This is a genomic window from Sphingobium sp. DC-2 (assembly GCF_000722555.1).
In the GTDB taxonomy this organism is placed as follows: domain Bacteria; phylum Pseudomonadota; class Alphaproteobacteria; order Sphingomonadales; family Sphingomonadaceae; genus Sphingobium; species Sphingobium quisquiliarum.
On sequence record NZ_JNAC01000057.1, the window covers coordinates 160,822 to 184,673 of the forward strand.

The 23,852-nt window shown below is 65.9% G+C and carries 20 protein-coding genes and 1 riboswitch; of the genes, 5 read left to right on the forward strand and 15 right to left on the reverse strand.

The annotated features are described in order from the left end of the window. Window positions 1-77: 77 nt before the first annotated feature. Window positions 78-431: a YraN family protein gene (locus ET21_RS0113470; RefSeq protein WP_030540110.1), complete on the reverse strand. Its 354-nt coding sequence runs from the start codon at window positions 429-431 to the stop codon at window positions 78-80. Further along, entirely contained in the window at window positions 428-1,270 is an 843-nt protein-coding gene (gene rsmI, locus ET21_RS0113475; protein ID WP_030540111.1) for a 16S rRNA (cytidine(1402)-2'-O)-methyltransferase, read from the reverse strand. The genes ET21_RS0113470 and rsmI overlap by 4 nt, the downstream gene beginning before the upstream one ends. A 56-nt stretch (window positions 1,271-1,326) precedes the next feature. Between rsmI and ET21_RS0113480 the strand changes: the two genes are divergently transcribed. After that, entirely contained in the window at window positions 1,327-2,484 is a 1,158-nt protein-coding gene (locus ET21_RS0113480) for a penicillin-binding protein activator (protein WP_156029182.1), read from the forward strand. Window positions 2,485-2,489: 5 nt separating this feature from the next. Here ET21_RS0113480 and ET21_RS0113485 read toward each other — a convergent pair whose 3' ends face one another. Together ET21_RS0113485 and ET21_RS0113490 are read right to left on the reverse strand one after the other, a co-directional pair. Continuing rightward, window positions 2,490-3,263, reverse strand: coding sequence for an ABC transporter ATP-binding protein (locus tag ET21_RS0113485; RefSeq protein ID WP_030540113.1), 774 nt, complete (start codon window positions 3,261-3,263; stop codon window positions 2,490-2,492). After that, window positions 3,257-4,252: an iron ABC transporter permease gene (locus tag ET21_RS0113490; RefSeq protein ID WP_030540114.1), complete on the reverse strand. Its 996-nt coding sequence runs from the start codon at window positions 4,250-4,252 to the stop codon at window positions 3,257-3,259. Before ET21_RS0113490 ends, ET21_RS0113485 begins: the two co-directional genes overlap by 7 nt. 122 nt (window positions 4,253-4,374) lie before the next feature. On the opposite strand from ET21_RS0113490, the gene ET21_RS0113495 reads away from it, so the two are divergent. After that, complete coding sequence (locus ET21_RS0113495; protein WP_030540115.1) at window positions 4,375-5,184, forward strand: ABC transporter substrate-binding protein; 810 nt, start codon at window positions 4,375-4,377, stop codon at window positions 5,182-5,184. 36 nt (window positions 5,185-5,220) lie between these two features. Here the strand turns inward: ET21_RS0113495 and ET21_RS0113500 are convergent, their stop codons facing one another. After that, window positions 5,221-7,080: a TonB-dependent siderophore receptor gene (locus ET21_RS0113500; protein WP_030540116.1), complete on the reverse strand. Its 1,860-nt coding sequence runs from the start codon at window positions 7,078-7,080 to the stop codon at window positions 5,221-5,223. Window positions 7,081-7,247: 167 nt separating this feature from the next. Further along, a riboswitch (cobalamin riboswitch) is annotated at window positions 7,248-7,472 on the reverse strand. Window positions 7,473-7,539: 67 nt separating this feature from the next. Between ET21_RS0113500 and ET21_RS0113505 the strand changes: the two genes are divergently transcribed. Next, window positions 7,540-8,082, forward strand: coding sequence for a molybdenum cofactor guanylyltransferase (locus tag ET21_RS0113505; RefSeq protein ID WP_030540117.1), 543 nt, complete (start codon window positions 7,540-7,542; stop codon window positions 8,080-8,082). Between the two features lie 13 nt (window positions 8,083-8,095). Here ET21_RS0113505 and cobA read toward each other — a convergent pair whose 3' ends face one another. The 10 genes from cobA to ET21_RS0113555 form a co-directional block, all read right to left on the reverse strand. After that, the gene (gene cobA / locus ET21_RS0113510) at window positions 8,096-8,878 is read right to left on the reverse strand and encodes a uroporphyrinogen-III C-methyltransferase (protein ID WP_021237373.1); all 783 of its coding nucleotides are present in this window, start codon (window positions 8,876-8,878) and stop codon (window positions 8,096-8,098) included. Next, a complete protein-coding gene (locus tag ET21_RS0113515; RefSeq protein ID WP_030540118.1) occupies window positions 8,865-11,477 on the reverse strand; it encodes a nitrate reductase in 2,613 nt (870 codons plus the stop codon). The genes cobA and ET21_RS0113515 overlap by 14 nt, the downstream gene beginning before the upstream one ends. Before the next feature lie 114 nt (window positions 11,478-11,591). Next, window positions 11,592-11,927: a nitrite reductase small subunit NirD gene (gene nirD, locus ET21_RS0113520; protein ID WP_030540119.1), complete on the reverse strand. Its 336-nt coding sequence runs from the start codon at window positions 11,925-11,927 to the stop codon at window positions 11,592-11,594. 5 nt (window positions 11,928-11,932) lie between these two features. Beyond that, window positions 11,933-14,440: a nitrite reductase large subunit NirB gene (gene nirB, locus ET21_RS0113525; RefSeq protein WP_030540120.1), complete on the reverse strand. Its 2,508-nt coding sequence runs from the start codon at window positions 14,438-14,440 to the stop codon at window positions 11,933-11,935. A 396-nt stretch (window positions 14,441-14,836) separates the two neighbouring features. Continuing rightward, a complete protein-coding gene (locus ET21_RS0113530; protein ID WP_030540121.1) occupies window positions 14,837-16,078 on the reverse strand; it encodes a NarK/NasA family nitrate transporter in 1,242 nt (413 codons plus the stop codon). A gap of 283 nt (window positions 16,079-16,361) precedes the next feature. Continuing rightward, entirely contained in the window at window positions 16,362-17,576 is a 1,215-nt protein-coding gene (locus ET21_RS0113535) for a CmpA/NrtA family ABC transporter substrate-binding protein (RefSeq protein WP_030540122.1), read from the reverse strand. Further along, a complete protein-coding gene (locus ET21_RS0113540; protein WP_030540123.1) occupies window positions 17,573-18,154 on the reverse strand; it encodes an ANTAR domain-containing response regulator in 582 nt (193 codons plus the stop codon). The genes ET21_RS0113535 and ET21_RS0113540 overlap by 4 nt, the downstream gene beginning before the upstream one ends. A gap of 75 nt (window positions 18,155-18,229) precedes the next feature. Continuing rightward, window positions 18,230-19,756, reverse strand: coding sequence for a DHA2 family efflux MFS transporter permease subunit (locus ET21_RS0113545; protein ID WP_021237381.1), 1,527 nt, complete (start codon window positions 19,754-19,756; stop codon window positions 18,230-18,232). A 10-nt stretch (window positions 19,757-19,766) separates the two neighbouring features. Further along, on the reverse strand, window positions 19,767-20,915 hold the full coding sequence (locus ET21_RS0113550; RefSeq protein ID WP_030540124.1) for an EmrA/EmrK family multidrug efflux transporter periplasmic adaptor subunit: 1,149 nt from the start codon (window positions 20,913-20,915) through the stop codon (window positions 19,767-19,769). Continuing rightward, window positions 20,908-22,428 carry an efflux transporter outer membrane subunit gene (locus ET21_RS0113555; protein WP_030540125.1) on the reverse strand — a complete coding sequence of 507 codons (1,521 nt, stop codon included), beginning with the start codon at window positions 22,426-22,428 and terminating at the stop codon, window positions 20,908-20,910. The genes ET21_RS0113550 and ET21_RS0113555 overlap by 8 nt, the downstream gene beginning before the upstream one ends. Before the next feature lie 86 nt (window positions 22,429-22,514). On the opposite strand from ET21_RS0113555, the gene ET21_RS0113560 reads away from it, so the two are divergent. Next, the gene (locus ET21_RS0113560) at window positions 22,515-23,186 is read left to right on the forward strand and encodes a TetR/AcrR family transcriptional regulator (RefSeq protein ID WP_030540126.1); all 672 of its coding nucleotides are present in this window, start codon (window positions 22,515-22,517) and stop codon (window positions 23,184-23,186) included. Between the two features lie 48 nt (window positions 23,187-23,234). Beyond that, window positions 23,235-23,846: a response regulator transcription factor gene (locus ET21_RS0113565; protein ID WP_021238360.1), complete on the forward strand. Its 612-nt coding sequence runs from the start codon at window positions 23,235-23,237 to the stop codon at window positions 23,844-23,846. Window positions 23,847-23,852: the final 6 nt, after the last annotated feature.

A 23,852-nucleotide genomic window follows, 5' to 3' on the forward strand; every position in this document is an offset into this window, starting at 1 on the left:
AGTCGAGAAACGCGTGTTGCGCTATCTGCTTCTCGACTTCGCTCGAAGCGAACGGGAGGTGGAGCCTTGGGCAGAGGTCAGCCCCCATGCCAGACATTCGCCAGATGGCGCGGCGGGCGGCCCGGCGCAAGGAGGATCACGTCGATCCGCATGTCATCGCCCGGTTCGGCAAGCTGATGGAAGAGGATTTCCGCCGCCGAAGCGACGCGGGAGAGGCGGCGCTCGTCGATGGCGAGGTCAAGATCGGCGGCGGTGGCGCGGGCCTTTACCTCTACAAAGGCGAGTATCGCGCCGCGCCGTGCGACAAGGTCCACCTCCCCCGCTGGCGTGCGCAGGCGGCGGCCGACTATGCGCCAGCCCTTGAGGCGCAGCCACCATCCGGCAATGCGCTCCGCCTGACGGCCGCGCTTTTCGGCCTGCTGACGCTTCACCCTTTCAATTCCATGGCGCGGGCATAGAGGGCGCGGCGGTCGAGGCCGAGCTTTTTGGCGACCTCACCGGCGGCCTTGGACACGGGCAGGCGCGCCATCGCTTCGAGCAAGGCAGCATCCGCATCTTCGGCGCTTGGCGGCGGCGCGTCGCCGGGCGGACCGGCGATGACGACGATTTCGCCCCTGGGCGGGGCGTCGGCGTAAAGCGCGGAAAGTTCGGTGAGTGTGCCGGTGCGGGTCTCCTCGAACGCCTTGCTGATCTCGCGGCTGACGGCGGCGTCACGGTCGCCCAGCGCTTCGGCCATGGCGGCCAGGCTTTCAGACAGGCGCGGGCCGCTTTCGTAGAAGATCAGCGTGGCGCGCAGGGCGGCGACTTCGGCAAGGGCGCCGGCGCGGGCCTTCTGCTTGGCGGGCAGGAAGCCCACGAAGAGGAAGCGGTCGGTGGGCAGGCCAGAGAGCGTCAGCGCGGCGATGGCGGCGCTGGGGCCGGGAAGCGTGGTGATGTTCCGCCCGGCCGCGCGCGCATCGCGGACAAGCTTGTAGCCAGGATCGGAAATGAGCGGCGTTCCCGCGTCGGAAAGGAGCGCGACCGATTCGCTGGCCATCCTCTCGATCAGGCGCTGCCGCACCCCTTCGGCGCTGTGATCGTGATAAGGGATCATGGGACGATCCGATCCGGCATGGCGCAGAAGCCGTGCGCTCACCCGTGTATCTTCCACGGCGATCACATCGGCGCGGCGCAGGACATCGGCCGCGCGGGGGCTAAGGTCTCCGAGGTTGCCGATCGGCCCCGCAACGATGTAAAGCCCCGGTTCCAGACCAGACGTTGTAGTTTCCATAAGGACGCCAGATGACAGAGACGGATACCCTCCGGCAAGCGGCCATGTTCGCGGCAATGAAGCGCGGTGCGCGTATTTTGTTCGCCGCCAGCGCGCTGCTGGTGGCCGCCTGTCAGTCGATCGTCCCGCGCGGGCCAGGTCCGGTGCGCCCCACCGAGCCCGTGCCCACTGCCCCGGACGTGACGCAGGGTCTGCCCACCGATACGCAGCGCCACCGCGTCGCGCTGCTGGTGCCGATGAGCGGCCCAAATGCGGGCGTGGGCCAGTCGATCGCCAATGCGACGACGCTGGCGCTGCTGGACACCAAGGCGGACAAGGTGCGCATCACCACCTATGACACCAGCATGGGCGCGGCGGCGGCGGCGAACCGGGCGCTGGCGGAAGGCAACCGGCTGATCCTGGGCCCGCTACTGGCGGAGGACGCGCGGATCGTGGGGCCGATCGCGGCCAAGGCCAATGTGCCGGTGATCAGCTTTTCCAACGATGTGAGCATCGCCGGGAACGGCGTCTACATCATGGGCTATAATCCGGGCCAGTCGATCGAGCGCGTAGTCGAGTTCGCCAGGGGCAAGGGGCTGTCGAAATTCGCGGCGCTGGTGCCCAAGGGCGTCTATGGCGAGCGGTCGGGCACGTCGCTGCTGCGCGCGGTCGAGCAGGAAGGCGGCACGGTCGTGTCGATGCAGACCTTCGACCGGTCGCCCGCTTCGATGACGGCGGCGGTCAAGAAATTGCAGGGGTCGTCCAGCTATGACGCGCTGCTGATCGCGGACAGCGGGCGAGTGGCGCTGCAACTTGCGCCCATCGTGCGGAAGAATGGCGGCGCGACGGCGCGCCTGCTGGGGACGGAATTGTGGAATACCGACCGCAGCATCGCCTCCAGCCCGGCGCTGCGCGGCGCGTGGTTCGCGAGCGTTTCGGACGGGCTCTATGGCCAGTTGGCGAGCAAATACCGCGCCCGCTATGGCAGCGCGCCCTTCCGCCTGTCGGCGCTGGGCTATGACGCCGTGCTGCTGACCGTGCGAATCGCGCGCGACTGGAAGCCGGGAACGACCTTCCCTGCTTCGCGGCTGCGCGATTCGGGGGGCTTTTCCGGGATCGACGGAGCGTTCCGCTTCGGGCGCAGCGGGGTTGCCGAACGGGCGCTGGAAGTGTCGGAGGTGGGTGCGGGCACCTATACGGTGGTGGCGGCAGCGCCGCGGGCTTTCGCGGAGTAAGGCGGCTAGACGCGCCCCAGAGGAACGATCACCGGCCAATCGCCATCCGCTTCGATACGGACGGCGATGCCATAGACCCGCGCGAGGTTCTGTTCAGTCAGGACCTGCATGGGAGGACCGTCAGCCACCAGCCTGCCGCTGTCCATCAACAGCAGGCGATCGCAATAGCGCGCGGCCATGCTGAGGTCGTGGAGGACGGTGACCACCAGCGACCCGGCGCGCGATTCGGCGCGCAGCAGGTCCATGACGTCGATCTGATGGCCGGGGTCGAGCGCCGCGAGCGGTTCGTCGGCGATCAGGGCTGGCGCGCCGACCGCCAAGGCGCGCGCCAACAGGACGCGGGCGCGTTCACCGCCTGACAATTCGGTCGCGATCCGCCCTTTCAGGTGAATAACGTCGGCGCGGGCCAGCGCTGCGTCGACCAGCGCTTCATCCTGCGGGGAGAGACGGGAGAGCGGGCCCAGATGCGGCATGCGGCCCAGCGCCACCAGCCGTTCGACCAGCAGCGGCCAATGGAGCGTCTGACCCTGAGGCAGATAGGCGGCGCGGCGCGCCACGTCCTTCCGGCTGAGGCTGGCGATGGGAATGCCGTCGATCGACACGACGCCCCTTTCGGGACGGACGAGGCCCAGCAGCGCGCGGATCAGGGTCGACTTGCCCGCGCCGTTGGGACCGATAATACCGGCAAGCTGCCCCGGTTCCAGCATCGTGGAGACGCTCGTCACGGCGGCATGACGGCCGAGGCGCACGGAAAGGTCCTGGGCACGAAGGGTCACCATAGCCGCCGCTCCCGCATCAGATGGACGAGGAAGACGGGGACGCCCAGCAAGGCGGTCAGGACTCCCAGCTTGAGTTCGCTGCTGGTCGGGATAAGGCGCACGCCGATGTCGGCAAAGGTGAGCAGCGCCGCGCCGCCCAGCAGCGATGGCAGCAGGACGGCGGAAGGAGAGCGATCCGTCAGCGGGCGGACCAGATGGGGTACGATCAGGCCGACGAAGCCGATCGCGCCCGACACCGCGACGGCGCCGCCTACGCCGATCGCGACGCCCAGCATCATGCGCAACCGCGCCTTGCCAAGGTCGACGCCCAGCGCCTGCGCGCCTTCCTCACCCAGTGTCAACGCATCAAGGCTGCGGCCGTCGGCGATCAGCAGCGCGGCGCCGATGAGAACGCAAGGGAAGGCGATCCAGACATGGGCGTAACTGCGGTTTTCAAGACTGCCCATCAGCCAGTTCATGATCTCCATCGCGGCGAAGGGATTGGGCGACAGGTTGAGCGACAGGCTGATCCCCGCGCCCGTCAGGGTCGCCACGGCAATCCCCGCCAGGATCAGCGTCAGCGGGCTTTCAGAAGGGCCAGCGAGCAGGAACAGCGCGGCGATGGCGATGAGGCTGGTGATGATGGCGAGGATGGGAAGGACGATCGGGTGAAGCTGCGCCAACCCGAAATAGAGGGCGCAGACGGCCCCCAGCGCGGCGGCGTTGGACGCGCCCAGCACTGACGGTTCGGCGAGCGGGTTGCGAAGATAGCCCTGCAACGCCGCTCCGGCGAGGCCGAGCATGCCGCCGACGATGAGGCCAAGGAGCATGCGCGGCAGGCGCAGATCAAGGAGGATGGCGCGCGCGACCTCGTCACCCCCGCCGGTGAGCACGGCGACCATGCGGGCGGGCGAGAGCGGGACCGCGCCCAGGGTGATGGAGCCCAAGGCGGCGGCGAATGTGAGCGCCATGAGGATGGGGAGCAGCAGCGGGTGGCGGCGAATGCTCATGGCTTGCTTCCCCGCTGCCTGTGAGTAGACGACATGCTGCTGCGCAGGCAGGAGTCCAGTCCCACCGCATCAAATGGGCTGCTGCGTGCGCAGGAGCACGGCGCGCTTTGAAGGCAGGCTTTATGCACAGAAGGATCATCGCGGCATTGTGTCTGCTCAGCTTGACAGCCGCTGCGCCAACGCCGCCGAAGCGAATCGTGTCGCTCAACACCTGCGCCGATCAATATGTGCTGGCGCTTGCCGATCCGGGGCAGATCGCGGCCTTGAGCCCTTATGGCCACGACCCGGAATTGTCCGCCGCCGTCGCCAAGGCGCGGCAGATCCGCGTGCTCAAGCGCCCCGCCGAGGAAGTGCTGGCGATCGGGCCGGACCTGGTGGTGGGCTTTCCTGATGGCGCGGGTGGCGTGGTGGGTGCGCCACAAGGGCGGTGGCGCAAGCTGGGGCTGGCGAGCGCGGACGGTTTCGCGGCCATCCGCGGCCAGATCCGTCAGGTGGCGGCAGCGGTCGGCCATCCGGCGCGCGGGCAGGCTCTGATCGCGCGCATGGAGCGCGACCTTGCGGCCCTGCCCCGTCCCCGGCGCGGCGGCGTGGCGGCCTATTATCAGAGGCGCGGCTATATGACGGGCACCGGCACGCTGGTGGATGATCTGATCCAGCGGGCGGGACTGACAAATCTGGCCGCGAAGCTGGGCAAGCCCGCGCTGGCGCAGGTGTCGCTGGAGGAGATGATCGCTGCCCGTCCCGACTATCTGATCGTGGAGGAAGGCAGCGAGAAGATCGTCGACCAGGGGACGGAGATGCTGCACCATCCGGTCCTGCGATCCATCCCGCGCATCCGCGTGCCGCAGGCGTGGACCGTCTGCGGCGGCCCGGCCTATGTACAGGCCGCGCGCAGCATCATTGCGCAGATCAACGCCGCGCCGGAGCGTTGAGGGGCGAGCGGTCACGCCCGCCCCCCTAGCCCTTCATCAGAAGCGGACACGCACGCCGCCATAGGCCGAGCGGCCGTAAGTGCCATAGCCATAGGCGGTCGCATATTCCTGATCGAACAGATTGTCGATGCGGCCGTAGATTTCGAGATTTTCCGTGAGGGGGAAGGAAGCGCGCAGGTCGGCGACGGCATAGCCGTCCAGCTGGACCCGATTGCGGGTGACGGGATCGAGATCGATGCTGTCGCCGACCATGGTCACGGTCGCCCCCGTGGACAGGCCGAAGGACCAGACATAGTCCACGGACGTGCTGACGGCATTGGCGGCGCGGCGCAACAGGCGCTGGCCACGGGCCGCGCTGCCGGGCGAACGGTCCCGCGCATCGACATAGCTGTAGGCGGCGGTGAAGGTCAGCGCCTCCACGGGCCGCAGCGTCAGTTCCGCTTCCACGCCCTTGGCGCGGGTGCGGTCCAGATTTTCATAAGTGGACGTCGCATTGTCGTAATTCAGCTGGTCCTGCGTGTCGCGCCAGAAGCCGGTGACGGACAGCACGGCCTTGTCGCTGCCCAGATTCTGGTCGAAGCCGATGTCATAGCTTTTGGAGCGTTCCGGCTTCAGGGCGGGATTGCCGCTGTACGTGTCGTAAAGCTGATAGAGCGAAGGCGCCTTGAACCCTTCGCCATAGCTCAGGCGGAAATTGGTGACGCCGCCATTGGGCGAATAGTTGGCGTTGGCGCCGAAGGTGGTCGCCCCGCCGAACTGGCTATGATCGTCGCGGCGCACGCCAGCAGTCACGGACAGACCAGAGAGCGGCTTCACCACGGCGAGGCCATAAACGCTGTCGATGTTCGCCCTGTGGCTTTCGCGCGATCCGAAGCCGAAAAATTCATAGTCAGGCCGCTCATGCTCATAGCCGAGCAGCAGCTTCACTTCGTCGGCGGGCTGATAGACGGCTTCATATTCGAAGCGGAGATTGTTGCCGGAATAGCCGAAATCGGGATCAGTGCCGCGCAGGAAATAATAATCGCGGTCCTGCCGATACCAGGTCACCGCCGCGCGGTTGGTCAGCGTGCCGTCGAGCAGTGCGAAGTTGAGGCCCGCATAGCCGATATACTGGTTCGACCGGGCGACGTCCGGGCTGTCGGCAGGCGCGCCGAAGAAGCTGTCATAGTCAAGATCGCCATGGATATAATAGCCGCGAAGGTCCAGGCTGACATCATCGGTGAAGGCGATCTTCAACCGGGCGTTGCCGGTGACATTTTCATAACCGTCCTTTTCCGATCCGCCGAAGCCGGGCGAGACGGCGGAAATACCGTCCGTCCTGAAATAGGCGACGCCAACGCCGCCGGAAACGATGCCGCTGGTGCCCGATACGTCCGCCTTCGCGTTCAGCGTGTCGGCATAGCCATAATCGACCGACGCCTTGCCGCCGAAGCCTTCACCCGGCACGCCGGTCATGACGTTGACAACACCGCCGATCGCCTGGCTGCCATAGGCGATGGAGTTGGAGCCGCGCAGCACCTCGATACGGCGGATATTGCCGACCAGCAGATTGCCGAAATCATATTGATCGCCGATGCCGCTGGGGTCGTTGACCTTGACCCCGTCGATCAGCACCAGCGTCTGCGTCGTTTCCGCGCCGCGCACCGACACGCTGGTGACATTGCCGAGGCTGCCCGTCCGGTTGAAGCGGATGCCCGGCGTGGTCGCCAGCAGATCGACGACGCTGACATTCTGGCGGGTCTCGATCGTCTTTTCATCAATGACGGTGACCGCTTGTCCGACCTCGTCCGTCGGCTGCTCAATGCCGAGCGCGGTGACGACGATCTCCCCCGATTCCTCCGCGACGGCAGGCGTTGCGGCGAGGAACGCGATGAGCGAAATGCTTGTCTTCAACATGATTGTCTTCCCTGAGCGCCATGCGACATGAGGGCCAGGGCTTCCGCGCGAGCGGCCGGTGCGCGAGACAAGGAGACGCCAGCCCGCCCCGCGCACCGATGCGGCCCCCGCCGCTTCGTCGCTCAGACGGAAAAACACCGTGCCTGGGCCTGTCCCTGGACCCAAGGCAAGAGCGACCATGCGCCGGCAGGTCTCCTGGCTCGCGGGTCAGGGCAGCGATGCACGGGCCTTCCCGGACTCGCGCCCAGTGGCCGGTTCCCCGCGCCCTCCCCTTTCGAAAGCGTGAGTTACCAAGTGCATCGCGCTCGCCGCTTACAGTTGCAGGGACAGCCGCGGAATTGGGCGAAGGCTCGCCCGCACCGCATTCCCTTTCCGGCGCGATCTTCTTTCATGTGAGCGGTTGCCCGCCCACGCGGCGCGCCATAGGGGAAATGACGGGTTCTGCCAAGGAGTGGACGAATGCGATTGCTGGGCGCGGTGCTGGCCGGTGGGCGTTCCAGCCGGTTCGGGAGCGACAAGGCGGCTGCGGTGCTGCCGGACGGGCGGACTCTGCTGGAGCATGCGGCGGCTGCGATCGGGGCGCATGTGGAGGTGGTGGTCGTCTGCGGCCGGACGGTCGAGGGGATGACGGGGCTGGCGGACCGGCCCGTGCCGGACATGGGGCCGCTGGGCGGGCTGAACGCGGCGCTGCATCATGCGCGGGCCGAAGGACTTGACGCGGTGCTGACGACCGGGTGCGACATGCCGGTCTATCCGGCGGCGCTGGCGGAGGCGCTGGTCGGCGAAAGCGCTGCGGTTTTGAAGGGGCAGCAACTGGCCGGGTTCTGGCCTGTTTCCCTGGCGGACGAACTGGATGCACATCTGGCGGAGAAGAATAGCCGCTCGATCTTCGGCTGGCTGGAGCGGATCGGCGCGCGGATCGTGGAGCGGGAAGATATCCTGCTGCCGAACATCAATCGGCCGGAGGATCTGGCGAAATTAGCCCTTCCCCATTCGCGCTGAGGTGAGGTTGCGGTCAAGCAGGAAGGGCAATGGTCTCCGCTATTTCGGCAGGCACGGCCGTGCCCGCAACCGCTTCGCCAATCAGAAGCAGGGTCGGGTCCTCGTCACTGATGGTCTGCACCAGGAATGCCAGCGCGGACAGCTTGCCCCGGATCAGCCGTTCATTGGGGAGCGAGACGTTGACCGCCACCATCACGGGAGTTTCGGGATCACGTCCGGCGGCGATCAGCTGGCGGCTGATCTCTCCGGCGGCGGCGCGGCCCATATAGATGCCGAGCGTGCCGCCGGGACGGGCGAGCGCTTCCCAGTCGAGCTTGAGCGGTTCGCCCGCCTTCAGATGCGCGGTGACGAGGGTCAGTCCGCGCGCCTTGCCGCGCAGGGTGAGGGAAGCGCTACCGCTCGCCGCAGCGGCGCTGGCGGTGGTGATGCCGGGGCAGATGCGGAAGCGGATGCCGTCCGCCGCCAGATGTTCCATCTCCTCCGCCGAGCGGCCGAAGATGGAGGGATCGCCGCCTTTGAGGCGGACGACGCGCTTGCCCGCCTTGGCGGCGGCGAGGAGCAGGTCGTTGATGCTCTCCTGCGCCTTGCTGTGGCGGCCGGAGCGCTTGCCGACGCTGACCCGCTCCACGCCTTGCGGGATGAGGTCGAGAACGCCGGGACCGACCAGCGCGTCGTAGAAGACAATCTCCGCCGCAGCGATCAGCTTTTCGGCCTTCCGGGTGAGCAGGTCCGGGTCGCCGGGGCCTGCGCCGACCAGCCAGACTTCACCGGGGGCGATAAGTTCATTCGGCTGCATGGAGCGTCTCCTGCGGGATTTGGGCGAGGATGTTGGCGAGCGCGGGGCGGCAGGACCCGCAATTGGTGCCAGCGCCGATCGCCTTGCCGATGGCGGGCACATCGACCAGGCTCTGTTCGCGGATGGCGGTCATGATCTGATTGAGGCCGATGTCGAAGCAGACGCAGATGGTCGGCCCCTTGTCAGGCTGGTTGCCCGGCCCACGGGCGGCGAGGACGGAGGCCCCCACCCCTTCGACGGCAAGCTGGCTGATGAGCCAATCCCGCGAGGGGAGCAGGCCGGTGCGGGTGACGAAGAGGACGGCGGCGAGCTTGCCTTCGCTGATGATCGCGATACGGCGGGTGCCGCGCGTCATGTCGATGGCTTCGACCCGGTCGCCCTTGGGCAGGCTGGCTTCGAGCCTTATGGGATCGCCATTGCCCGCGACTTCGTAGAGCGCGCCGCCGGGAACGGTCACGCGGGTCGACCAGAGGCAGGGGAGCTTCGCGGGCTGATCACCGCGCAGGATCAGGAAGCCCTTCCATTCGGTGACGACCCTCTCGATGCTGGCGGGGGTCAGTTTGAAGCCGGGCTGGCCCGAATGCGGATCGACCAGCGGACGGGGCAGCAGGCCGGTGCGGCCGCCGGTCGAGACCTGATCGGTCCAGTGGATCGGCGTGAAGATCTCGCCCCGGCGCTGACCATCGCTATGAGCAACGCGGAAGATGCTGTTGCCCTGCGCGGTCTGAACGCGGGCAAGGTCGCCATCGATAATGCCGAGGTCCTGCGCATCTTCGGGATGGATTTCGACCAGCGGCTCCTCACGGTGACGGGCGAGTTTGGGCGCGAGGCCGGTGCGCGTCATCGTGTGCCACTGGTCGCGATAACGGCCGGTGTTGAGCGTCATCGGCCACTGTTTGAGCGGCTCCTGCAACTCCATCTGCTTCGTCAGGACCAGCCGCGCCTTGCCATCCGGCGTCGAGAAATGGCCATCGGCAAACGGCTTGTCGCCACCCCAGCGGAACGGCTCCATCGCCTCATAGGCGTCATTGCCGATGGTGGCGTGGCCGCGCAGGTTGAGCACGCGCTGACCGTCATTTTGATAGGCGGTCAGGCGCGCATGTTCGCGCCAGATGTCGGCGGGCCGGTCATAGGCGAAGGCGTTGGCCCAGCCCATCCGCTTGGCCACTTCCTTGATGATCCACCAGTCGGGCTTGGCCTCGCCGGGAAGCGCCAGGAAGGGGCGCTGGCGGCTGATCGTGCGGTCCGAATTGGTGACCGTGCCGTCCTTCTCCCCCCAGCCAGCGGCGGGCAGGCGAACATCGGTATGAACGCTGCTGTCGGTGTCCGCGATGATGTCCGACACGACGAGGAAGGGAACCGCTTCCAGCGCCTCGCGCACGCGGTTGGCGTCGGGCAGCGAAACGGCGGGATTGGTCGCCATCACCCAAAGCGCCTTTATGCGGCCTTCATTGATGGCACGGAACAGATCGACGGCTTTCAGGCCCGGCTTGGCCGCCATGTTCGGCGCGGCCCAGAAGCGGCCTACCCGCTCCACATTTTCGGGCGCAAAGTCCATGTGGCTGGCAAGGGTTGATGCGAGGCCGCCCACCTCGCGGCCGCCCATGGCGTTGGGCTGGCCGGTGATCGAGAAAGGCGCCGCGCCCGGCTTGCCGATGCGGCCGGTGGCGAGGTGGACATTGATGATCGCGTTCACCTGATCGGTGCCGCGGATCGACTGGTTGATGCCCTGGCTGAACAGGGTGACGGTACGCGGCGTGGCGGCGAACAGCTTGAAGAACTGTTCCAGCAGCGCGGGCGCGATGTCGCATGTCTTGGCCGTGGTCCACAGGTCATGGCCGGTGCGGATATGCTCCCAGAAGCCTTCGGGGGCGTTGACATGATCGGCCATATAGGCGGGATCGGTGATGCCTTCCTGATCACACCAGGCGAGCAACCCATTCATCAACGCCACGTCGGTGCCGGGCTTCACCGGCAGATGCAGGTCGGCGCCTTCGCAGGTTTCGGTACGGCGCGGATCGATGACGACCAGCTTGGTGCCGCGAGCAGCACGGGCAGCTTGAATACGCTGGTAAACGATCGGGTGGCACCAGGCCGTGTTGGAGCCGACCAGCACGATCAGGTCCGCTTCCTCCAGATCGCCATAGTTCGCTGGCACCACATCCTCGCCGAACGCGCGGTTGTGACCGGCGACCGCGCTCGACATGCAGAGGCGGCTGTTGGTGTCGATGTTGGATGTGCCGATGAAGCCCTTCATCAGCTTGTTGGCGACATAATAATCTTCGGTCAGCAGCTGGCCGGACACATAAAAGGCGACGCTGTCGGGTCCGTAGCGGTCGATGGTTTCCTTGAACCGCTTGGCGACGAGGTCCAGCGATTTGTCCCAGCTGGCGCGCTTGTTGCCGATCATGGGATGCAGCAGACGCCCGGTCAGGCCTACCGTCTCACCCAGATGCGTGCCCTTGGAGCAGAGACGTCCGCCATTGGCCGGGTGCGCTTCATCGCCCTTGATCGTGACCGACCGGGGTCCGGCCGGGGTGGCCGAGATGCCGCAACCGACGCCGCAATAGGCGCAGGTGGTGCGGATGGCCTCTGTCATGCTCTTACCTCTTCTTCCCGAGGAACAAGAATTGGGTGGAGGCGCATGCCGCAAGGGATGGCCAGCAGGCCGCCCCCACCCAGATCCCCGCCGCTATGGCTGGGGACCGGAAGCTCAAGCGGCCGCCTTGAGCGCCGTGGGGCGGGCGATCAGGATGCGGCCGCCTTCCTCTTTCACGGCGATGGTCGGCGTGCAGCCTTCATCATTGCCCTGCGCCTCGCCCGTTTTCAGGGCGATGTTCCAGTTGTGCAGCGGGCAGGCGACGCTGTGGCCATGGACTATGCCCTGGCTCAGCGGCCCCTTCTTATGCGGGCATTCATTGACCAGCGCGAAAACCTTGTCGTCGCTAGTGCGGAACACGGCGATTTCCTTTTCGCCAGCAATCTGCACCGTGCGGGCGCCGCGCTGGGGAATGTCGGCCAGCGTTCCGATGTCGATCCATGTCGTCATGTCGTTCACTCCGCAGCGATGGCGATGGGTTCGAGATGCTGGTGCAGTTCGGCATGTCGGCCCGCCGCACGCTCCGCCCATGGGTCGTCTTGAGAAAAGCTTTGCGAATAGAGGAAGCGGCTGCGCAGGGCCTCACGGCCTGCTTCGTCTTCCACAATGCGCTGCTTCACATATTCGACGCCGACACGCTCGATCCACGGCGCGGTGCGCTCCAGATAGCGGGCTTCCTCGCGGTAGAGCTGAATGAAGGCGGCGCAATAATCCAGCGCCTCCTGCTCGGTCGCGACCTTGCACAGCAGGTCGGTGGCGCGGACATGGATACCGCCATTGCCGCCGACATGCAGTTCATAGCCCGAATCCACGCAGACCACGCCAAAGTCCTTGATCGTCGCCTCCGCGCAGTTGCGGGGGCAGCCGGACGCCGCGATCTTGAATTTGTGGGGCATCCAGGAACCCCAGGTCATCCGCTCGATCTTGACGCCGAGGCCGGTCGAATCCTGTGTGCCGAAGCGGCACCATTCGCTACCCACGCAGGTCTTCACCGTGCGCAGCGACTTGCCATAGGCATGGCCCGACACCATTCCGGCCGCATTCAGATCGGCCCAGACGGCGGGCAAATCTTCCTTCTTGATGCCGAAGATGTCGAGACGCTGGCCGCCGGTGACCTTCACCATCGGCGCATCATATTTCTCGACCACATCAGCGATGGCGCGCAGTTCACGCGGGTTGGTCAGGCCACCCCACATGCGCGGAACGACCGAATAGGTGCCGTCCTTCTGGATGTTGGCGTGCATGCGCTCGTTGACGAAGCGGCTCTGCTGGTCGTCCTGATATTCGCCCGGCAGCGCGCAGAGCAGATAATAGTTCAGCGCAGGGCGGCAGGAGGAACAGCCGTCGGGGGTCGACCAATGCAGCAGCTGCATCACTTCCGGGATCGAGCGCATATTCTGCGCCACGATCTCGCGGCGGACGTCATCATGGGTGAAGCTGGTGCATTTGCACATGGTCTTCGGACCCGAAGCCACATCATCGCCAAGGGTGAGCGCCAGCAGATTTTCGACCAGACCGGTGCACTGGCCGCAACTTGCCGAAGCCTTGCAAGACCCACGCACCGCATCGAGGCTGCAATTGCCCGCCGAGATGCAAGCAACAACCTGGCCCTTGCTGACGCCGTTGCAGCCGCAAATCTCGGCATCGTCCGAGAGCGCCGCAACGGCCGCCTTAGGGTCCAGCGCGCCCCCTCCAGAGGCGAAGGCCTGGCCGAAGATCAGCAGGTCGCGAATGTCGCTGACGTCCTCGCCCTTCTTCAAAAGATCGAAATACCAGCCGCCATCAGCCGTATCGCCGTAGAGCACCGCGCCGATGATCCTGTCGTCCTTGACGATGACGCGCTTGTAAACGCCGCGCGAGGCGTCGCGCAGGACAATGTCCTCGCAGCCATCCCCGCCCGAAAAGTCACCCGCTGAAAAGACATCCAGACCTGCGACCTTGAGCTTGGTCGAGGTGACCGAACCCTTGTAACCCGTGTGCTGATCGGTAAGGCCGTCGGCAAGGCTGCGGCACATATCCCACAGCGGCGCGACAAGGCCGTAGACATTCCCGTCATGCTCGACGCATTCGCCGACCGCGAGAATGTCAGGGTCGCTGGTGACCATATGGTCATCGACCTTGATGCCACGATTGACCTCCAGCCCGGCTTCACGGGCCAGCGCGGTCGAAGGGCGGATGCCCACCGCCATGACGACGAGGCTGGCCGGGATTTCGCGGCCATCCTTCAGGCGCACGCCCTCCACCTTGCCATCGCCATAAATGGCTTCGGTATTCGCGCCCGTCAGGATGGTCTGGCCCCGGCCTTCCAGCGCGGATTTCAGCAGCCAGCCCGCCGCCTCATCAAGCTGCCTTTCCATCAGCGTGTCCATCAGGTGGATGACGGTCACCTTCATGCCGCGCAGCGTGAGGCCGTGCGCTGCTTCCAGGCCCAGCAGGCCGCCGCCGATCACCACCGCATTGCCGCCCTTCCCGGCGGCTTCCAGCATTGTATCGACATCCTTCATGTCGCGGAAGCTGATGACGCCGGGCAGGTCCTTGCCGGGCACGGGAATGATGAACGGATCGGAGCCTGTCGCGATCAGCAGCTTGTCATAACCGACGGTGCGGCCCGATTCACTGGTGACGGTCTTGGCCGCGCGGTCGATCGCCGTCACCGGATCACCTGCGATCAGCTCGATATTGTTGTCGAGATACCATTCGCGATTGTTGATGACGATGTCATCGAAGCTCTTTTCACCCGCCAGAACGGGCGAGAGCATGATGCGGTTATAGTTCACATAGGGTTCTGCGCCGAAGATGGTGACGCGATAGCGCCCGGCGTCCCGCGCCAGCAGTTCCTCGACGGCGCGGCAACCAGCCATGCCGTTGCCCACAACCACCAGATGTTCGCGAACATCTTCGGAGGGCACGAAGATTTCCTCTTCATTGGCCGCTGCCGGTCCGGCGTTGTTCTGAAAATCCATCCCTTGACTCCAGAATAAAAAAAGCCGCCATCCAGACGCTCGGGCTTTGAACCCAAAGGTCTGGATGGCGGCTTTGCCATCATTCACGCGTCGCCAGTCCGTCCATGGACCAGTTCAGCTATGTGAGTGGAGGACAACCTCGTCCTTCGCAGTGCAGCATAGATGAACGGCGATCAGGGTCAAGGCGATTCGGAAGAAACTTTTTAAAGAACACCCCCGCCGTTCGGGCTGAGAGCCTGTCCTGAGCGCCTGATCGAAGGGTCCTCTCCTTTCTTGAAGAGAAGTGAAGCCCTTCGACAAGCTCAGGGCGAACGGAGGCAAGAAGTTCCCGGACACCAAAACAAGGGCGGCGGCCCCTCTTTCGAGTGCCGCCGCCTCCTCTCCGGTCAACTTGCCTCAGATGCGGGCGCCGCTGCTCCACGTCGCGCGCCAGCGGGCGCGGACCAGCGAGATGCCGAGGAAAGCCGCCACGGCCAGCCCCGCGAAGATCAGGAAGCCGGGCGCGAAGCTGCCGGTGAACTGCTTGGCAATGCCGAGCGATGAGGCGAGATAGAAGCCGCCAATGCCGCCCGCCATGCCGACGAGGCCGGTCATGACGCCGATTTCCTCCTGGAAACGTTGCGGCACCAGTTGGAACACCGATCCGTTGCCGACGCCCAGCGCCAGCATCGCCGCGACGAAGAAGCCAAGGGCAGACACCAGTGTCGGCGCATAGGAGACGCCCACCAAAGCCAGCGCGGCGGCGATATAGACCATCATCAGCGCCTTCACGCCGCCGATCCTGTCAGCCAGCGCGCCGCCCATCGGACGGACCAGCGATCCGGCGAAGACGCAGCCTGCCGTGCAGTAGCCCGCGACGATCGGCGTCAGGCCGAACTGGTCAGTGAAGTAGATCGGCAGCGATGCAGCAAGGCCGACAAAACCGCCGAAGGTCACTGAATAAAAGCCCATCAGCCACCAGGCGTCAGCGCTCTTGAGCGGGTGAAAATAGTCGACCAGCTTCTTGGGCGCGGGAGCGTTGGGAGCGTTCTTCGCCATCAGCATATAAGCGATGAAGACGATGGTAAGCGGGATGCAGGCAAGGCCCAGCACCGCGTTCCAGCCGAACAGCTTGGCCAGCACCGGGGCGAAGAGAGAGGCGAGCACCGTGCCCGAATTGCCCATTCCGGCGAGGCCCATGGCCTTGCCCTGATGCTCCGGCGGATACCAGCGGCTGGCGAGCGGCAGGGCGATCGCGAAGCTGGCCCCCGCAAAGCCCAGGATCACGCCCAGCGCCAGCGTGCCGCCGAAGCTGTTCACACCCATGAACCAGGCGGTGAAGAGGCCGGCTATGACGATCACCTGGCTGATCGCGCCTGCCTGCTTGCAGCCGATGCGGTCGACCAGCAGACCGTTTACGACGCGGAGCAGAGCGCCCGCCAGCGTCGGAACGGCGACCATCAGCCCCTTTTCAGCAGGGGTGAGGCCCAGTGTCTTGGAAATGGACGGAGCGAGCGGCCCGAGCAGCACCCAGACCATGAAGGCCAGATCGAAATAGAGGAAAGCAGCGATCAGCGTCGGCGTGTGGCCAGCCTTCCAGAAACTGGTCTGGCCGCTTTCCCCCTCACCCTTCGGGCGATCCCAATAAGCAGTTGCCATGATGACGTCCCTCGATCTTGTGAAATGGACATGAAAAAAGCCGCTCCCGGACGCCTGCTATCGACAGGGTCCGGCCAGCGGCTTTGCTGCAAATTCTGGTACTGGGAGAGCGCGGCCCCATCCTTGGGCGTGCTCGTCCATGAAACGCGCTTCGTCGCGCGATCTTTGTCTTATCTAACGATTCGGGTTATGTTGCAAGGCACAATTTTCCGCTCATTCCCGCGGCGTCATCCACAATGGATACTGAAACAAGTTCAGGATGACGATCAAAGAGATGCAGGGCCTAGAAGCTCGCGAGGAAGTCTTCGATGCGTTCGGGGTCGAATACCCGCCCGTCGAAAAAGCGATCCGGCCCCAGCGTCAGTTCACCCCGCTTCGACCCCACAGCCAGCGGCTGGGCAACGGCGCCTTCCACCTTCATGCTGGCGCCGGGGATGGGCACATTGCTTTCGGCCAGCGCCCGGCGGAAGATGTCAGGGCGAAAGACCGATCCGGCCTTCGCCGCGTTTTCGGGCGTGTGGTCGACCATTTTCCAGCGGACCAGTTGCGAATAAAGCCAGAGGGCCTGGCTGCGCCACGGGAAGGGCGTCGCTTCACGGGAAAAGAGCATGAAGTCGGGCATGTCTAGCGGCGGCATGTCCGCCCGCGCGGTGATCCGGCCCGATAGCGCGCGCAGGATGAGGTCCGCAGGCTGATCCACGAAATGCGGCTGGGACAGGAGGTGGGCCAATGCTTCATGATTGGCGGGATCGTCGCACCATGCGGCGGAGCGGACCAGCGCCCGGATCAGCGCGTCCACGGCCTGCGGATTTTCCTCAAGCCAGGGGGTGCGGAAGGCCAGCACCTTTTCAACGCCACGCCGCCAGATGCGCTCGCCGATCGCGACCGCTTCGGCAAGACCGGCGTCGACCGCCGCGCTACCCCAGGGCTCGCCAGCGATGAAGCCGTCAATCTCCCCCGCGCGCATCGCCTCCACCGTCAGCGACGGCGGCACCACGCGCAGCAGCACGTCGCGGTCGGGATCTACCCCCGCGCTCGCCAGCCAGTAACGCAGCATGACGGCATGGCTGGAAAAGCGATGGACGATGCCAATGACGGGCTTGCGCTTCCACAGGCCGATGGCGGCGGCGAAGTCATGCGCGGTGCCCAGCGGATCGTTGAGCCGCGCGGCGACGTCAGGGTCCAGCGCCTGGGCGAACTCCTTCGCCATGACCAGCATATTGCCGTTGACGTTGAGCTTGTAGGGCGCGGAAAGCGGCGCTGGCTGCTGGCTCAAGCCCAGCGTCACGGCGATGGCGAGCGGGGCCAGCATATGCGCGGCCTGCACCTGGCCGAAGATCAGCCGGTCGCGCAGCGTCGCCCAGCTGACCGTGCGGACGAGGTCGAGCGCAATGCCCTCTTCCTCGGCAAAGCCCTTTTCGCGCGCGACGGCCAGCACGGCGGAGTCGGTCAGCGGCAGATAGGCGATGCGCAGGGGCGTCGTCCCGATGATCGTCATAGCCCCCCTCCCAACAGGTCGCTGGCGGTGATCAATGCCTGGGCGACGTCCACGATCTTCTTCCCCTGGTTCATAGCGCTCGACCGCAGCAGCGCATAGGCATCGGGTTCGGACAAGCCCCGCTGGCTCATCAAGATGGATTTGGCGCGGTCGATGATCTTGCGGTCGGACAGGGCGGTGCGCGCCTCGTCCAGTTCGGTCTGGAGCCGGGCGAAGGCGTTGAAGCGGCGAACCGCCAGTTCCAGAACCGGCTTCACCCGTTCCTTGCGCAGGCCATCGACCACATAGGCGGACACGCCCGCGTCGATGGCGGCCCCGATCATCGATTCGTCCGACTGATCGACGAACATGGCGATGGGCCGGGCGAGCGCGCGGCTGACGGAGAGCATTTCCTCCAGCGTGTCGCGGCTGGGACTGCCCAGGTCCATCAGCACGACATCGGGCGCCATGCGTTCGAGCCGCGCGACGAAGCCGCCGCGCGGGGGGACGATATGGATATCGTCATAGCCTGCCTCGCGCAGTCCCTCCTCCAGAACCGTCGCGCGCAGGCCGCTGTCATCGATGATGACGATTCGCATGGCCCCAGCCCTTTTGGCCTTTCAGTGACGGCGATGCTGCGCCGCGTCAATCGGCCTGTCAAACGGCAGGACCGGTCAGTGCGCGGAAGACGTGTCCACCTTGCCAGTGGGCCGGGGGCCAAGCCAGATCAGCGCCGCTGCCGCGAAAAGGCAGAGCGAGGCCACGAAGAAGACATAGTCCATGGAGATCACAGTCGCCTGCTGGTCCACGAGGTCGGACAGCATCTGACGGCTCTGCTCAGGCGAAAAGCCGCTTCCGGTGAGGGGCGCGGCAGCATCCGGCGGCAGGGCCGAGACCATTTCGCTGCGCGAGGTGCGCTGGCCATCGCTCCAGCCCGTCAGCACCACGGACGTGGTGATGGCGACCGCGATGGTGCGCAGGAAACTCTGCATCCCGGCGGCGGAGGCCGTTTCCTCCGGCAGGACCGACCCCAGCGTCAATGTGGTGAGCGGGATCATGAAGAAGGGCATGGCGAAGCCCTGCACGATCTGCGGCATGGCCAACGTCCAGAAATCCGCCGTGCTGGTCCACCCCGCCCGCCAGAAGGTCGCCATTCCAAGCCACACGATCGCGCCCGACACCAGGATGCGCGCATCGACCTTGTTCATGACGCGGGCCGCGATGGGCGCGGTCAGTATGGCGGTGGAGGCGGTGAAGGCCGTGACGAATCCGGCCGACGTGGCGGTATAGCCCATCGACATCTGCAACCATTGCGGGATGATCACGATCCCCGCGAAATAGGCGCCAAAGCACAGCGCCAGCGACACGACGCCGGACGTGAAGCCGATATGGCGGAAGACCTTCAGGTCCACGACAGGATGTTCTTCAGTCAATTCCCAGATCAGGAAGACGCAAAAGCCGATCGCCGCCAGCACCGCCAGCGTCACGATGAGCGGATCGCCGAACCAGTCGCGATCCCGGCCAAGGTCCAGCATGACCTGGAGGCAGCCGATCCAGAAGATCAGCAGGCCAAGGCCGACATAATCGATGGGCAGCTTACGCGGTTCGTTCTCCGCCGGGCGCAGCAGGACCATAGCCGCGAATACGCACAGGGCAGCGATCGGCAGGTTGATGAAGAAGATCCAGTGCCAGCTCCAATTGTCGCTGATGTAGCCGCCGATGATCGGCCCCGCCGCCGGCCCGATCAGCGTCGTCATCGCCCAAAGGCCCATCACGCGGGCGCGCTGGTCGGGCGGGAAGATGCGGACGAGCAACGTCTGCGACATGGGCATGATGGGGCCGCCGCAAATCCCCTGCCCAATGCGGCAGGCGACGATCATGCCAAGGCTCATCGACAGGCCGCACAGCAGCGAGAAGATGCCGAAGCCCACCATGCTGAAAGTGAAGACCCTGACCGTGCCGAATCGTTGGGAAAGCCAGCCGGTCAACGGCACGCAGATCGCTTCCGCGACGGCGTAGGAGGTGATGATCCAGGTGCCCTGATCGGGCGTGATGCCCAGATTCCCCGCGATATGCGGCACCGACACGTTGGCGATGGTCAGGTCCAGCACCACCATGAAGTTGCTGAGCGCCAGCACGAGCGCCGCCAGCGTGCGCTGACGCGGGGTCAGGGACGAGATGCCGTCGGCAAGGCTGCTCACGGGCGTTTCCTTATGCGCCGGTCAGATCGATCTCGGCTTCCATCGAAAGCCCGACGCGCAAGGGGTGCGCAGCCAGTTCCTTGGGGTCGAGCGCGATGCGGACCGGCAGGCGCTGAACCACCTTGATCCAGTTGCCGGTGGCGTTTTGCGCCGGAATCAGCGCCATCGACGAGCCAGTGCCGCCGGAAAAGCCGACGACCTTGCCATGATAGACCACGTCGCCGCCATAAAGGTCGGAAATGACCTCCGCTGGCATGCCGATCCGCACGCGGCGCAGCTGCCGTTCCTTGAAATTGGCGTCGACATAGACCTGGTGGAGCGGCACGATGGTCATGATCGGCGTGCCCTGCGCGACCCGCTGGCCGACCTGGACCTGCCGCCGCGTGACCACGCCGTCGATCGGCGCGCGGATGACCGTGCGTTGAAGGTCAAGCCGGGCATTTTCCACCTTCGCCTTGGCAGCGAGCACGGCGGGATCGGTTTCCGCCGACAAGCCCCGGACCAGCGCATCGTTCGCAGCCAGCTGCCCTTGCGCCGCGCCGCGCGTGGCTTCGGCCACGGCGACGGCGGCGCGCGCCTGCTCCAGCCCCGCCTGGGCGGCGGCGAAAGCCTTTCGCGCGCTGGTGACTTCATCGCCCGACACCGCGCCTTCGGGCGCCAGAGCCTCCCGCCGGCGCAGATCGATGCGCGCCTTGTCGAAGTCCGCCTGCGCGGTCGCCAGCTGCGCCCGCGCCTGCGCGATGTCGGCGCCGCGCGCCTGTACCTGGGCGGCAAGGGAGGTGTTGGTCGCCGCCGTCTGCCGGAAACGGCGGCGCGCATCGGCCAGGTCGGCTTCCGCCTGCGCAAGGGCGATGCGGGCGTTGGTGGGATCAAGCCGGACCAATATGTCGCCGCGCTTCACCGCCTGCGTATCGGACACCAGCACCTGCGTCGCCTGGGCGGAAATGAGCGGCGTGACCTGCGCCACTTCGGCGTTCACATAGGCGTTGTCGGTGCTGACATGATTACGGCCGACCAGTTCATACCAGATAAGGTAGACAAGGCCGATCGCGACGACCGCGACCGCAAGGCGGATGAGCCATTTCTTGCGCTGCCCCATCTTCGCCGTCCGTTCGGCAACAGCGGCGTCCGAAGTGAATTCTGGCGTTGCGTCAGCCATGGGGGAGATCCTTGGACAAGGCGTCGCGGGGCGTGAAGCCGCCACCTAGCGCGCGAATGAGAGCGATGTCGAGAGTGAAGGCGCTGGCCTCCAGCTCCGCGACGGACTGGCGCGCGGCCAGCATCTGGTCTTCGACGTTCAGCACGTCGAGAAAGGTGAACAGGCCGCCGCGATAGCGCTTCTGCGCGATGCCATAGGCCTCCTCCGAAGCGGCGAGCGCGGTGCGAGCGGCGGCCAGGCGGCGTTCCAGATTGCGGCGGCCGCTGACCGCGTCGGCGACTTCCTGATAAGCGCCCAGCACGGTCTTGTCATAGACGGCCACCGCTTCGTCATAAGCGCCGCGCGCGCCGCGATAGCGCGCCCGGATCGCGCCGCCATGGAAGATCGGCAGGCTGATCGCCGGGCCAACGGTGCCGAACAGCGAATCCTTGCTGAACAGCGTGTCGGTGAAAGGGCGCGGGCCTGTCTCGGTCGGGTTGAGGAAGTTGGAATCAGTATTATAGCCCAGCGACTGGATACCGGCGAGTGCGCTCAGGCGAATGGCGGGATAGAAGTCGGCGCGCGCCACCTTGATGCGCTTGGCCGCTGCCTCCGCCCTTGCCAGCGCCGCGGCGATGTCCGGGCGGCGGGCGACCAGATTGGTGGTGACATCTGCGGGCAGTCCCGCGGCGGCCAGACTGTTCAGCCGGGGACGCTCGATCGACAGGCCGCGATCGGGGCCCGCGCCGATCAGGGCGGCGATCTGGTGCCGCCGCACGGCAATGGACTGATCGATGGCGGCGAGCGCGGCCTGCGCGGTCGCCACGGTCGCGTCAGCCTGCCGCACGCTGCCGCGCGTTTCGAGGCCATTGCGCTGCCGGTCGGATACCAGCTTCTGGCTGGAGGAGCGGATTTCCAGCGTGCGCTGCTGAATGTCGCGCTGATCGTAGAGGCGCGACAGTTCGGCATAGGCGTCGGCGAGCGTGGTGGTCAGCGCCAGCTGCGCCTGCCGCGCGTCGATGCGCGCCGCCTCCGCTTGCGAAGTGGCGGCGGCCAGCGCCGCGCGGTTCTTGCCCCACAAGTCAAGGTCGAACGCCAGATCGAGCGCGATCCGGCCCGTGCCGAGCCAGCCCTGAGGCACGAAATCCTTGGGCAGCCCCATATTATAGCTTTGCCGCGTGGCGGCCGCGCTCGCATCCAGATCGGCGGAGGGCAGCAGCGCCGCTCCGGCCTCCCGCGCAGCGGCGGCGGCCTGACGGAAACGCGCGCCAGCGGCCGCCATGTCGGGCGAGGCGCGAAGCCCCTCCTCCATCAACTGGTCAAGCTGGGGATCGCCATAGACTTTCCACCAGCCATCCGCTGGCCAAGAGGACGCGGATTCCCGGCCCAGGCTCTGGCTGGCGGCGACGCTCTGCGCCGAACGCAGTTCGGGCTTTGGTCCAAGATCGGGCGTCGCGGTGCAGGCTGACAGCAACATCGCTGGAAGCAGAAGGGACCCGGCGCGAAGAGGAAAAAGGGGACGACTCACGAACATCAACCGTACCAACCAGTATGAAAATCGCCCTTGCGCCCGATGCAGGAGCTAGTCAACCCAATTGTCATACTATATGGTACGATTTCATGACGGAGCTTGTTTCCCCCCCTGCGATCAGCCGCCGCGAGGCGCGCCGGCGTGACCGGCAGGACGCCATATTGGAAGTGGCGCAGCGCCATTTCCTGGAACATGGCTATGGCGCGACCACCATGTCGGCGATCGCCGCGACGCTCGGCGGATCGAAGGGAACGCTCTGGAACTACTTCCCGAACAAGGAAGAATTATTTTCCGCCGTCCTACGCCGCGCGACGGCCGCCTATCATGCGCGCATCGCCCGAATATTGGACGAGAGCGGCGAACTGGAGCCGACGCTGCGCTGCTTCGCGAGCAATCTGCTGCGGCAGGTGACGATGCCCGAATCGGTCGCGCTACACCGCCTGGCGCTGGTCGAGGCGGGGCGATGGCCGAAGATGGGGGAGATTTTCTTCGATCTCGCGCCACGGCATACCCGCGCCCTGCTGGGCCGTTTCCTGCTGGGGGCGATGGAGAGGGGCCAGTTGCGCCACGCCGATCCGGCGCGGGCGGCGCACACGCTGATCACGCTGACGCTGTCGGGTTGCTATCAGAAGATCATCTGGGGGCAGCTGGATAAACCAGCCAGCGAGCAGATGGACGCGGACGTGGCCTTTGCCGTCGATTGCTTCCTGCGCGCCTACGCGCCGGAGCAAGGGGTGCAGCAGACGGGTATGGCCCATTAACCATTTTTTGGCGCTGTCGCTGTATCGCCCGTAAGGGAGGATGATCGCATGCCGTTTTTCAAATCCACGGGCCAGCCGCACGATGAATTTAGCGGCGCACGGCCGCCGCGCCGCCGCAGCCTGCTGCTGATCGAGGAAGACGCGACGGCGCGCGCGGTCATCGCGCGGCGGCTGGCGCATCTGAATTATGACGTGATCCTGGCGGAGGATGGCTTTGCCGCGCTCAACCGCCTGATCGGCCGGACGGTCGACATCATCCTGATCGACATGGGGATCAGGAAGCTGCCCGCCATCGCCGCCATGAAGAAGATCCGCGCGGCTGGCCTCGCCGGAAACGCCAGCTTCGTCATGATCACCGGCACGCAGGACAGCGCGTCCATCGTGGAGGCGCTGAAGGCGGGCGCGGACGACCATATCGCCAAGCCGTTCGACTTCGACGTGCTGGACGCGCAATTGCGCCATCTGTGCGGCCGGGCCGAACAGATCGGCGCGCTGGCCCGCCACAATGCGGAGCTGGACGCGCGGATCGCGCGGCGGGCGGTGGAACTGGGCGAGACGCGCGACGCGCTGCGCGAAATGCAGGCCGATCGCGCGCGGCTGGTATCCTCCATACAGGCGCTGCACGAGGAAATCGCGCGGCTGAGCGCAGCGCGCAACTGAACGGAA

Bases quoted from the DNA above. Each gene is read 5' to 3' on its own strand.
- ET21_RS0113480 (WP_156029182.1), top strand. From the start codon at position 1,327: ATGAAGCGCGGTGCGCGTATTTTGTTCGCCGCCAGCGCGCTGCTGGTG.
- ET21_RS0113555 (WP_030540125.1), bottom strand. From the start codon at position 22,428: ATGTTCGTGAGTCGTCCCCTTTTTCCTCTTCGCGCCGGGTCCCTTCTG.
- ET21_RS0113515 (WP_030540118.1), bottom strand. From the start codon at position 11,477: ATGACAGAGGCCATCCGCACCACCTGCGCCTATTGCGGCGTCGGTTGC.
- rsmI (WP_030540111.1), bottom strand. From the start codon at position 1,270: ATGGAAACTACAACGTCTGGTCTGGAACCGGGGCTTTACATCGTTGCG.
- ET21_RS0113530 (WP_030540121.1), bottom strand. From the start codon at position 16,078: ATGGCAACTGCTTATTGGGATCGCCCGAAGGGTGAGGGGGAAAGCGGC.
- ET21_RS0113500 (WP_030540116.1), bottom strand. From the start codon at position 7,080: ATGTTGAAGACAAGCATTTCGCTCATCGCGTTCCTCGCCGCAACGCCT.
- cobA (WP_021237373.1), bottom strand. From the start codon at position 8,878: ATGCAGCCGAATGAACTTATCGCCCCCGGTGAAGTCTGGCTGGTCGGC.
- ET21_RS0113490 (WP_030540114.1), bottom strand. From the start codon at position 4,252: ATGAGCATTCGCCGCCACCCGCTGCTGCTCCCCATCCTCATGGCGCTC.
- ET21_RS0113485 (WP_030540113.1), bottom strand. From the start codon at position 3,263: ATGGTGACCCTTCGTGCCCAGGACCTTTCCGTGCGCCTCGGCCGTCAT.
- ET21_RS0113535 (WP_030540122.1), bottom strand. From the start codon at position 17,576: ATGACGATCATCGGGACGACGCCCCTGCGCATCGCCTATCTGCCGCTG.
- ET21_RS0113495 (WP_030540115.1), top strand. From the start codon at position 4,375: ATGCACAGAAGGATCATCGCGGCATTGTGTCTGCTCAGCTTGACAGCC.
- nirD (WP_030540119.1), bottom strand. From the start codon at position 11,927: ATGACGACATGGATCGACATCGGAACGCTGGCCGACATTCCCCAGCGC.
- nirB (WP_030540120.1), bottom strand. From the start codon at position 14,440: ATGGATTTTCAGAACAACGCCGGACCGGCAGCGGCCAATGAAGAGGAA.
- ET21_RS0113540 (WP_030540123.1), bottom strand. From the start codon at position 18,154: ATGCGAATCGTCATCATCGATGACAGCGGCCTGCGCGCGACGGTTCTG.
- ET21_RS0113565 (WP_021238360.1), top strand. From the start codon at position 23,235: ATGCCGTTTTTCAAATCCACGGGCCAGCCGCACGATGAATTTAGCGGC.
- ET21_RS0113505 (WP_030540117.1), top strand. From the start codon at position 7,540: ATGCGATTGCTGGGCGCGGTGCTGGCCGGTGGGCGTTCCAGCCGGTTC.
- ET21_RS0113550 (WP_030540124.1), bottom strand. From the start codon at position 20,915: ATGGCTGACGCAACGCCAGAATTCACTTCGGACGCCGCTGTTGCCGAA.
- ET21_RS0113560 (WP_030540126.1), top strand. From the start codon at position 22,515: ATGACGGAGCTTGTTTCCCCCCCTGCGATCAGCCGCCGCGAGGCGCGC.